The organism is Streptomyces sp. WM6386, assembly GCF_000972385.1.
Classification (GTDB): domain Bacteria; phylum Actinomycetota; class Actinomycetes; order Streptomycetales; family Streptomycetaceae; genus Streptomyces.
The window spans coordinates 1-9,839 of the sequence record NZ_JXTE01000123.1 but is presented as its reverse complement, the minus strand read 5'-3'; the positions used below and the strand labels follow the sequence as shown (position 1 = coordinate 9,839).

Below are 9,839 nucleotides of genomic sequence, written 5' to 3'. Positions count from 1 at the left end.
CCATGCCGTCCGCCCGTGTGCAGCGTAGTTGTGCTGCCGCGCACGTGATCAGTCCCCGGCTTCCACGAACAGATCCTCGGCGGCGTCGGCCGTCGCGGCTCGGGTGACCCAGGTGCGGAGGGTGTTCAGGTCCGTGCAGGTGGTGATGCGGTCGCGTGCGGAGTCCGAGACGTCGATGCCGCGTGCTTCGAGGAACAGGAGAATGTCCTCGGCGCGGCCCTCGGCACGGCCCTCGGCACGCAGACGCTGGGAGGTCTCGGAGCGGAAGAAGGAGAGGTCGACGGCCATCAGATGCCTCCAGGTCTCGGCGGCCAGGGCTTTACCGAGGCCGAGTTCGGTGAGCTCGGCGAAGATCCTCGCGGTCTCCTCGTCGATGGTCTTCAGGGCGACAGCCAGGGCTTTCAGTATGGCAGGGGCGTTCGGGTCCTTGGCGTGCGTGATGGCGCTGAGCGTCGCGAGCGGGATGTCCCGGGCGGCGGCGGACGGGTCCGTGATGACGGGAACGTTGTGCGGACCGAGGACGAGGGGGCGGAGGGTGAGCGCGGGCCAGTACGCGGGACCGATGGTGAAGGGCCCTGCCGCCCATTCGGCCGTGCCCTTGTCCTGGCACGTCACGAGGAGGACGGGCGGGATGCCGTACTTCTCGCGCAGGTGCGCGACGTAGTAGGCCCAGCTGCTGGGCTTTCGGGAGTTCTTCTTCCCCTGCGCCTCGACGATCAGGAGATGGCTCTCGCCCGACGCGGTGTCGATCCTCAGGAGGGTGTCCACGCGCCGTTCCGTGGGCTGGATCTCGGTGAGGTCCGTGGGCATGAGGGACACGGCGACCGGGTCGGGGAAGGGGAGGTCGAGGCGCCGGAAGGTCCGGGCGAAGACGCCCGGATCCTCCTGGAAGATGCGGTGCATCGCCTCGTGGGATGAGCTGACCATGTGGTGGACGGTAGGGGGACGTGTCCACCGTGGTCCGGCGGTCGCCGCAGAGATCACCCGGTGGGGTGAAGCGGGGTCAGTGGAGCTTTGCGTTCTGGGCCTTGACCAGGGCGGTGGGGACCTTGGCCGAGCTGGACTGGCCCTTCATGAAGCCGCTGCTGTCGATCGAGAAGTAGTTGACGATCGTGTCGCCGAAGCGGAAGGTCTGGGTGCGCATGGTCTGCGTGCCCTTGTAGCTGACGGTGGAGGCGGTGGCGATCGACTCGGCGGCGGCCGCGTCCGGGAAGGGGGTCTCCTTCTTGACCGAGGTGTAAGGGGTGCTGGCCTTGTCGGACTTGGCGGTGTAGCCCGCCGTACAGGAGGAGACCGCCTCGGCGAGGCCCTTCATCGCGGCTTCGGCCTTACCCTCGGCGTAAGTGGCGAGGGTGATGTAGTTGTACGCGAGGGTTCCGTCCTGGGCGACGTGGACCACCGAGGCCTCCGGGTCGCCGAGCGGAAGGTAGTTGGTCGCGTACGCCAGCGGCGCGCAGGCCGCCTTGTCGACGCTCATGTCCTCCTGGGTCTCGGCCATGGCATCGCCCTTGGCGGGTTCGTCCACAGCGTAGTCGGGGGCCTCCGCCTTCGTGACGAACAGCTTCGTCAGCTCCTTCACCGGGTCCGCCGCGGGCTTCGCCTGCGAGGCCGTCGCCGTCGGCTCGGCGGTCGTCTTCGCGTCCGAGCCGCCGTCACCTCCGCCGCACGCCGTGAGCGTGGTGAGGGACAGCACGGAGAGCAGGGGCAGGGCGAGTGCGGCTCGCTTCATGGTGGGGGGCTCCTTGGTGGTGGGTGCTTGGTCTTCGGTGGAGGTGGGGGGAACGCTGTTCGTGCTAGTCGTGCAGCAACTTCCGCAGGACCGGTGTCAGTTCGGGCACCTGCGCCCCGGCCGCCTGCGCCGTGGTGACCGTCCGGACGTACGCCACCGCCTCCCCGCGCAGCCGTGTCTCCTCGCTGCCGTGGTGGCTGCCCGCCAGCCAGATGCCGATCGCCACGGGGATCAGTACGAGGGCGGCGTAGCCGATCGGCTCGGTTTGAGACCAGGCCCAGGCCGCACCACCTCCGCCCGCGAAGAGCAGCAGCCAGCCCGCCTCGTCGTGCCAGCCGCCGGAGGACGCGAGGCGTTCGTACTCGGTGACCGCAGCCGGCTTCGGAGGCACCGCGGCTCCGGCGGCACCCCACGGGGCAGGGGCAGCCGCCTCCGGGTACGACGGAATCGGCGTCGCCCCCTTCCCGCTCCCGCCCTCCGCCTTCCCCTCCAGCCACGCCGGCACATGCGCCAGCGGCATCCCGTGCGCCCGGGCCACGCCCAGGACCTCGCGGTAACCGGCGAGGGCGGGGTGCAGCAGTGCACGCTTCCAGTTCGAGCGGACGCGGGTGAGCGCGGCCACGGCCAGGACCAGGAGGGGGCCTGCCGCCAGTGCGGCCTTCGGGCCGAGCGTGGGCACCGACACCGCCACGAACGGCCACACCACGCACGCCAGCAGGGCGACACCGCCCGCCCACGCCAGCGGCCTGTGCTGCTCCGCCGTCGCCGCCCGGCGCCGCTCCGCGAGCAACGCCGTCACCGCCCGGTCGTCCGTGTAGTCCACGCCGGTCCGCGCCCCGATCGCGCGCACCGCCTCCGCCACCCGGGGGTCCGACGCCAGCGCCGCCCCTCCGATCGGAAGAAGGACCGCTTCCGTGCTCGTCATCGCCGTCATCCCGCCCCGTGTCCGTGAATCGAGCAAAGATCATGGCACGGCGGTTTCACGCCCTCGTGAGCGAATCGTGCAGGCCTCGTGGGCGGGCCGTGACGAAAGCTCCCGCGTGTGCAGGATGAGATGCCTGTCATTGATTCGCTCCCGCACAGCTCACGGGCCGTTCTCCGGCTCCCGTACAACTGGGCAACGCGCGCCTGAAGTTGCAGATGAATAACGAGGAGCAGGGTGAGGCGCATGACTTCGGACGCGCCTTGAGGGGCTTATGTGTGGCTGATACGGTGCCATGGCTTGACACTCACCCCAGCGATGGCTATCCGCGCAGATCAAGCAGCGGCGGGTGAAGTGTCCTAATTTGCAGAGAATTTGGCAGACAATTTCTTGGGTGTACGGGGAGCGGTTGCGTGAAGATCCAAGAGCGTACGGGGGCGGGTCAGGGTCGTTCCGCCGCTCCTGCTCAGCCGTCGGTCGGCGACCGGCTTCCCACGCCGCCTCGCGAGCGCAAACCCGCGCTGGCGGCGCTGGCGGTACTGCTGATCCTGGTCGGTGCGCTGGGGGCGACGATGCTCGTGCTCCAGGCCGGGGACCGGATCGAGGTCGTCAAGGTCACGGAGGAGATCCCGGCGGGCGGATCGGTCACCAACAGCAACGTGACCTCCGTCATGGTCGCCGAGGACAGCAGCATCCACTACATCAAGTGGTCGCTGCTGGATGACCTGAAGAAGCTGAAGGCCGTCAGCACCATCCCGGCGGGCGCCGTCGCCGTCGGGGAGATGTTCGGTGACAAGGTCGCCGCCTCCGACGGCAAGACCCTCGTCGGTCTCTCCCTCAAGGCGGGTCAGTTCCCGGCCGGCATCAAGGTCGGCGACACCGTCGCCGCCTACCGCGTCACCGAAGGCGGCTCCGGCACCGGCAACAGCTCCGCCTCGACGTCCGGCAGCGCCAACTCCCTGCTCGTCGACAAGGCGGTCGTGACTACCACGCCGGGCGGCAAGAGTGACGACGAAATCGTCGGCAGCACCAACTCGGCCTACACCCTCGCCGTCAGCTCCGACGAAGCCGCCGCCCTCGCCCAGGCCGCCGCCAACAACGAAGTCGTCCTCGTCCTCGTCCCCAGCAGCAACTAGAAGGCGGCTCCCGACCCATGGCGCTCATCGCTCTCGCCGCCGACAAGGGTTCCCCCGGCGTCACCACCGCGGCCGTCGCCCTCGCGGCGGTCTGGCCGCGGCGGGCGCTGCTCGCCGAGACCGACCCGGCGGGCGGCGACCTCGTCTACCGCAGTGCCGCCGCGCACGGCGGGCCGCTCAACCCGAACACCGGCATGCTGTCCATCGCCGCCACCGCCCGGCGTGGCCTTGTGCCCGACCAACTCTGGGACCACGTGCAGCCGTTGAGCGGCGGGCTCGAAGTGCTCGTCGGACTCGGGAACGCCGAGCAGGCCGCAGGTCTCGCCGGACTGTGGCCGACCCTCGGGCACTCCTTCGCCTCGCTCGCCGAGTCCCCGCACGCCGCCGCCGACGTCATCGCCGACTGCGGCCGGATCGCCGGGGACACCCCCGCCGTGGACCTGTTCCCGCACGCCGCCCTCGTGCTGCTGATCAGCCGTACCGAGCCGGAGGCCATCGCCCGCGTGCGCGACCGTGCCGCCGCCCTCGGCAACAAGCTGCACGGCGGCGCGCGCGGTGCCGCGAGCCTGGGCACGCCGATGATCGGGGTCGTGCTGATCGCCGACACCAACAGCGCGGCGAAGATCGCGGGCCAGGTCAACGACATGCTCGTGCACGCCCAGACCGGCGCCCGCGTCGTCGGCACCATCGCCGACGACCCCGCCGGTGCCGACCAGTTGGCCGGCCGTAAGCGCGGGCGGCTCGACAAGTCGCTGCTCATCCGCTCGGCCCGCAAGGTCACCGCGGACCTCTACCAGCAGTACGGCGCCGCCTGGACCGTGCCCACCCAGGCCCAGCACGGTCAGATGCACGGCGAGATGAACGGCCATGCCGGAGCCGGCCGATGACCGCTGTCGACCATCAACTGGTCAAGCGGTTCCGGCAGGACGCCGGCGACCGGATCTCGGAGCAGCGGCGCCAGGACCAGGTGTCCGGCGTCACCCCGATGTCCCCCGAGGACGAACGGCACTACGCCCGCGCGGTCATAGCCCAGATCCTGGAGGACCACGCCCGCACCGAGATCAACGCCGGGCGGACCCCTCTCGACGCGGAGACCGAGGAGCAGTACGCCGCCGCGGTGCACGCCGCGTTGTTCGGCGTGGGCCGTCTCCAGCCCCTCCTCGACAACCCCGACGTCGAGAACATCGACATCAACGGCTACGACCAGGTCTTCGTCGGCTACTCCGACGGGCGTGAGGTCACGGGCGACCCCGTCGCCGAGTCCGACGAGGAGCTCATCGAGCTCATCCAGGTGCTCGGCGCGTACTCGGGTCTGTCGTCCCGCCCCTTCGACTCCGCCAACCCCCAGCTCGACCTGCGACTCCCGGACGGTTCGCGTCTGTCGGCGGTCATGGACGTCACCCGGCGCCCGGCGCTCTCCATCCGTCGCGCCCGTATGGGCAAGGTCTTCATCTCCGACCTCGTCGGCAACGGCACGCTGAGCCCGGAGGTCGCGCACTTCCTTGCCTGCGCGGTCCGGGCCCGCAAGAACATCATGATCGCGGGCGCGACCAACGCCGGTAAGACCACCCTGCTGAGGGCCCTCGCCAACGAGATCCCGCCGCACGAGCGTCTGATCACCGTCGAACGCGCCCTGGAACTCGGGCTCGACACCTTCGCCGACCTCCACCCCAACGTCGTCGCCTTCGAGGAACGCCTGCCCAACTCCGAGGGTCAAGGCATGATCCCGATGGCGGAACTCGTCCGCCGTTCGCTGCGTATGAACCCCTCCCGCGTCATCGTCGGTGAGGTCCTCGGCGACGAGATCGTGACCATGCTCAACGCGATGTCGCAGGGCAACGACGGCTCGCTGTCCACGATCCACGCCAACAGCTCCAGCGAGGTCTTCAACCGTATTTCCACGTACGCGTTGCAGGCCTCCGAGCGGCTGCCCATCGAGGCCAGCCAGATGCTGATCGCGGGCGCCGTGAACTTCGTCGTCTTCATCCAGCGGCGCAACAACTTCCAGACGGGCGGCCGCCTCCAGCGCTCGGTCACCTCCATCCGCGAGGTCAACGGTGTGGACGGCCGGGTGCTGTCCAGCGAGGTGTTCGCCGAGGCGCACGACGGCCGGATCGTGCCGCACGCGCCCATCGCGTGCGTGGAAGACCTGATCGAACAGGGCTACCGGCCCACCGGAGCGTGGGGGTGATGATGAATCTCGCGGCTTTGGACTCGCTCGGTTCCATGGGTGGGCTGTTCTCCACCGAGGTCCTGTTCTCGATCGCGTCCGGTGTCGCCGTCGGCGGTGGCATCGCGCTGTTCGCCATCGCCGTACGAGGGCTTCCGGCCAAGCCGGACCACGAGAAGCAGAAGGCCGCCGAGCGGGCGAGCGAGCTGATCCGGTTCGCCGGGCAGCGCGGTTCGCTCGCCGCCATCGTCGGCATCGTCGTCCTGCTGCTGACGCAGTGGGCGGTGGCCGGTATCGCGGCCGGTGTGCTCGTCTTCTTCTGGGACCGGCTGTTCGGCGGTGCCGGTGAGGAGCGCGCCGCGATGAAGCGTGTGGAGGCGCTGGCCGGCTGGACGGAGTCGCTGCGCGACACCATCGCCGGTGCGGTCGGCCTGGAGCAGGCCATCCCGGCGTCCGCGCGCGCCTCGGCGCCCGTGCTGCGCCCGCACCTGGACGCGCTCGTCGACCGGCTGCGGGCCCGCACGCCGCTGCCCGACGCGCTCCAGCACCTCGCCGACGAGATCGACGACGCCTCCGCCGACATCATCGTCGCGGCTCTCATCCTCAACGCCCGCCTGCGCGGCCCGGGTCTGCGCCAGGTGCTCGGCGCGCTCGCCAAGTCGGCGCGCGAAGAGGTCGACATGCGCAACCGCGTGATGGCCCAACGGGCCTCCACCCGGCGCTCGGTGCAGATCGTCGTCGCGGTGTCGGTCGCCTTCGTCCTCGGACTGTCCGTGTTCAACCGGGAGTTCGTGGAGCCGTACGGCACCGCAATCGGGCAGGTCGTCCTCGCCATCGTCTGCGGGCTGTTCGCCCTCGGCTTCTGGTGGCTGCGCAAGCTGTCGACGATCGAGACGCCCGAACGCTTCCTGATCAAGGACGACTCGTCGGTCCAGTTCGTCCGTCCCCGCACTCCGTCCCAGCAGCAGCCGGGCCAGCCGTCGCAGGAAGAGGGGGTACGCCGATGAGTGATGTCACCATGCCGGTCGCCGTCGGCGCGATCATCGGCCTCGGCATCTACGTCCTGGTCCGCGCCCTCATGCCGTCGAAGCGGAGCGCGGTCTCGCAGGTCGCGCGGATCGACGCGATGCGGGCCCGGGGCACGGCGTACGAGTCCGCGCGCGCCGCCTCCGACTCGGGCCGCCTCGGCTCGGTGCGGGCCGAAGTCGGCCAGCGCGTCGCCGAGTTCTACCTGCAGCAGGGCTGGGAGCAGCGCTCGCTGCGGGCGGACCTCGCGGTCCTGGACCGCAGCTGGGAGAAGTTCCTGGCGACGAAGGTGCTGCTGGCCACGGCGGGGCTGTTCTTCGGCCCGCTCATGTTCGCGATCGTGTGGACGCTGGCCATCGCCGACAGCCCGATCATCCCGGTCTGGCTGGCGCTGCTGTTCGCGGCCGTCTTCTTCTTCCTCCCCGACCTGGAGGTACGCCGGGACGCCGCCGACAAGCGGCGCGACCTGCGACGCGTGATCGGGGCCTACCTCGACCTCGTCTCGATGAGCCTCGCCGGCGGCCGTGGTCTGCCGGAGGCGCTGATGGCGGCGGCCGAGGTGTCGGACGGCTGGGCCACCCAGCGCATCCGCAACGCCCTCGCCGACGCCCGTATCACCGGCATCAGCCAGTGGCAGGCGCTGGGCGCGCTCGGTGAGGAACTGGGCGTGGAGGAGCTGAAGGACCTCTCGGCCTCCCTCGCCCTGGTGGCGGACGACGGCGCGAAGGTCCGTGAGTCCCTCGCCTCCCGCGCCGAGACCATGCGACACCGCGAGATGGCCGAGATCGAGGGCAGCGCGGGCGAGAAGTCACAGTCGATGCTCGTCGCCCAGCTGCTGCTGTGCGCCGGCTTCCTGGTGTTCCTGATCTACCCGGCCGCCATGCGGGTCTTCCAAGTCTGACACCGCCTCAACCCTCGAAAGCCTCTGAAAGGACAACTGACCATGAACGAGCGGAACTTCAGCACGGGGATCCCGGCGGTGGACTTCCTCGTCACCTTCCTCCAGGGCCGCGTGCAGCGTGCCCGCTCCGGCGAACTCGACCGCGGTGCCTCCGCCGTCGAGTGGGTCATCATCTCCGCGGTCGTCGTGGCGATCGTCGGCGTGGTCGCCGCGATCATCAACCGTGCCCTGGAGGGTGGCGCCGAGAAGGTCGAGAACTGCATCAACGGCGCCAACCAGAGCGGCACCTGCTGAAGCAGAAGCAGGGGAATCGAAGAGGGTACGGGGGTCTGGTGCAGCGTATGCGGGCATGGGTACGCCGTCGACGGGAAGCCGCCGCGACGGGCGGCGAATCCGGCATGACCGCGATCGAGTTCGTGCTGCTCACCCCCGTCCTGTTCTTCATGATCTTCGCCACCGTGCAGTTCGCGCTGTACTTCTTCGCCGACCACGTGGCCCAGGCGGCTGCCCAGGCAGGCGCCCGCAAGGCGCGTGCCACGGCACACGACGAGCCGGGCGCCTGGCGGGGCAAGGCGCGGGACGTGGTGGACGACTACATCAGCCAGCTGGGCCCGAGCCTGGTGCTGTCACCGGACGTGGCGATGCTCCAGCCGGAACAGAACACGGTGGGTGTGGAGATCAAGGCACGGGTCCCGTCGGTCTTCCCCGGCCTGGATCTCACCGTGCACGCGCAGTCGGTCGGCCCGGTGGAGCGGTTCGTGACGGAGGACGGCAACTAGATGTCCTCCTTCAAGCGCCGCGTGGATGACGACCGGGGCCTGTCCGCCATCGAGGTCGTGATCCTGGCTCCGGTGATGATCCTCTTCATCCTCGTCCTGGTCGCCTTCGGGCAGATGGTGGAGGGGCGCGGCGCCATCGACGGCGCCGCCCGCGACGCCGCCCGTGCGGGCTCGCTCCAGTGGGACGTCGGCAACGCCATGGCAGAGGCGCGGAAGGCGGCCGAGGCCGACCTGACGGACGTCTGCGTCGGCCCGGTGACGGTGGACAAGACCAGCGCGGGCTTCGAGGACGCCGAGCTCTTCACGGTCGAGGTCAGCTGCCGGGTGAAGGGTCTGGCCATCGTCGGCCTGGACATCAAGACCACGATGTCGGGTTCCTTCACGGCCCCGCTCGATCCGTTCAAGAGGAAGGCGGGATGAGGAAGTTGAGCGTTCCTGCCGGTGTCCGCGCATGGCTGGAGTCCCGCCGCGCCCACCTCGACGACGGCGGCTCCGGCGCTGGCGCGGTCATCATCTTCGCCCTCGTCTTCCTCTCCCTCTCGGCCTTCGTGATCGACGGCGGCCTCTCCATCTCCAAGCGGGAGCGCGCGGCGGACATCGCCGAACAGGCGGCCCGTTATGCCGCCCAGGACATCGACACCGACGCCCTCTACGAGAACGAGGGCGGCGAAGCGCCGATCAACTACGAGAACTGCGACGCCCGCGTGAAGGCTTTCGCACGCTCGATGGACATGTCCGGCGCGGACATCGCCGCCACCCACTGCGTGACGGCCGACGTCGACCAGGTCGAGGTCGAAGTGCAGTTGACGTACTCGCCGGTGTTCGTCGGCATGTTCTACAGCGGCGACGTGGTCGTCCACGGGCAGGCGGTGGCGGAGAACGAGGTCGGCTGACGCCGTCGTCGGCGCACCGCACGGGTGACGCGGGTGCGGGCTGTGGTCGGGTCCGGTCCGGCACCGCGCCCATAGGGGCGCGGGGAACTGCGCGACCAGCCTCCACCAGCCCGCAGGTCCGTCACCGCACTTCCTGCAGAGCCTTAGCTGCTTGGCTCGGGTTCCGGGCAGCCGTCCCCGGGGGATACGGGGGCGGGGCCCGGGTCGGTCGTGGTGGTCGGGTCCGTGGGGCTGGGGGTGGTCGGCGCGGGGTCCTCGGCCGGCGGGGTGGCCGGGTCCGGGT

At 70.1% G+C, this 9,839-nt stretch carries 12 protein-coding genes; 9 read left to right on the top strand and 3 right to left on the bottom strand.

Annotated features, from left to right (window positions below; translation table 11 throughout):
- Window positions 1-48: 48 nt before the first annotated feature.
- The 3 genes from TN53_RS39425 to TN53_RS39415 all read right to left on the bottom strand — a co-directional run bounded on the left by TN53_RS39425 (window position 49) and on the right by TN53_RS39415 (window position 2,654).
- The gene (locus TN53_RS39425; RefSeq protein WP_046263667.1) at window positions 49-927 is read right to left on the bottom strand and encodes a hypothetical protein; all 879 of its coding nucleotides are present in this window, start codon (window positions 925-927) and stop codon (window positions 49-51) included.
- A 76-nt stretch (window positions 928-1,003) separates the two neighbouring features.
- Window positions 1,004-1,729 carry a hypothetical protein gene (locus TN53_RS39420; RefSeq protein ID WP_046263666.1) on the bottom strand — a complete coding sequence of 242 codons (726 nt, stop codon included), beginning with the start codon at window positions 1,727-1,729 and terminating at the stop codon, window positions 1,004-1,006.
- Window positions 1,730-1,793: 64 nt separating this feature from the next.
- Window positions 1,794-2,654 carry a hypothetical protein gene (locus tag TN53_RS39415; protein WP_052745388.1) on the bottom strand — a complete coding sequence of 287 codons (861 nt, stop codon included), beginning with the start codon at window positions 2,652-2,654 and terminating at the stop codon, window positions 1,794-1,796.
- A 410-nt stretch (window positions 2,655-3,064) separates the two neighbouring features.
- Between TN53_RS39415 and TN53_RS39410 the strand changes: the two genes are divergently transcribed.
- The 9 genes from TN53_RS39410 to TN53_RS39370 are packed head-to-tail and all read left to right on the top strand — an operon-like array spanning window position 3,065 to window position 9,556.
- Window positions 3,065-3,787: a hypothetical protein gene (locus tag TN53_RS39410; protein WP_046263664.1), complete on the top strand. Its 723-nt coding sequence runs from the start codon at window positions 3,065-3,067 to the stop codon at window positions 3,785-3,787.
- A gap of 17 nt (window positions 3,788-3,804) precedes the next feature.
- Window positions 3,805-4,674 (top strand): hypothetical protein, encoded by an 870-nt coding sequence (locus tag TN53_RS39405; protein WP_046263663.1) that lies wholly within the window; start codon window positions 3,805-3,807, stop codon window positions 4,672-4,674.
- A complete protein-coding gene (locus TN53_RS39400; protein ID WP_046263662.1) occupies window positions 4,671-5,978 on the top strand; it encodes a CpaF family protein in 1,308 nt (435 codons plus the stop codon). Before TN53_RS39405 ends, TN53_RS39400 begins: the two co-directional genes overlap by 4 nt.
- A gap of 2 nt (window positions 5,979-5,980) precedes the next feature.
- On the top strand, window positions 5,981-6,964 hold the full coding sequence (locus TN53_RS39395) for a type II secretion system F family protein (RefSeq protein ID WP_234441809.1): 984 nt from the start codon (window positions 5,981-5,983) through the stop codon (window positions 6,962-6,964).
- Window positions 6,961-7,884: a type II secretion system F family protein gene (locus tag TN53_RS39390; protein WP_046263661.1), complete on the top strand. Its 924-nt coding sequence runs from the start codon at window positions 6,961-6,963 to the stop codon at window positions 7,882-7,884. Before TN53_RS39395 ends, TN53_RS39390 begins: the two co-directional genes overlap by 4 nt.
- Before the next feature lie 42 nt (window positions 7,885-7,926).
- Window positions 7,927-8,178 (top strand): hypothetical protein, encoded by a 252-nt coding sequence (locus tag TN53_RS39385; RefSeq protein WP_046263660.1) that lies wholly within the window; start codon window positions 7,927-7,929, stop codon window positions 8,176-8,178.
- Between the two features lie 47 nt (window positions 8,179-8,225).
- On the top strand, window positions 8,226-8,663 hold the full coding sequence (locus TN53_RS39380; protein ID WP_046263659.1) for a TadE family protein: 438 nt from the start codon (window positions 8,226-8,228) through the stop codon (window positions 8,661-8,663).
- Window positions 8,664-9,083, top strand: a complete 420-nt coding sequence (locus tag TN53_RS39375; RefSeq protein WP_046263658.1) for a TadE/TadG family type IV pilus assembly protein — start codon at window positions 8,664-8,666, stop codon at window positions 9,081-9,083.
- Entirely contained in the window at window positions 9,080-9,556 is a 477-nt protein-coding gene (locus tag TN53_RS39370) for a TadE/TadG family type IV pilus assembly protein (protein WP_046263657.1), read from the top strand. The genes TN53_RS39375 and TN53_RS39370 overlap by 4 nt, the downstream gene beginning before the upstream one ends.
- The last annotated feature ends 283 nt before the right edge of the window (window positions 9,557-9,839 follow it).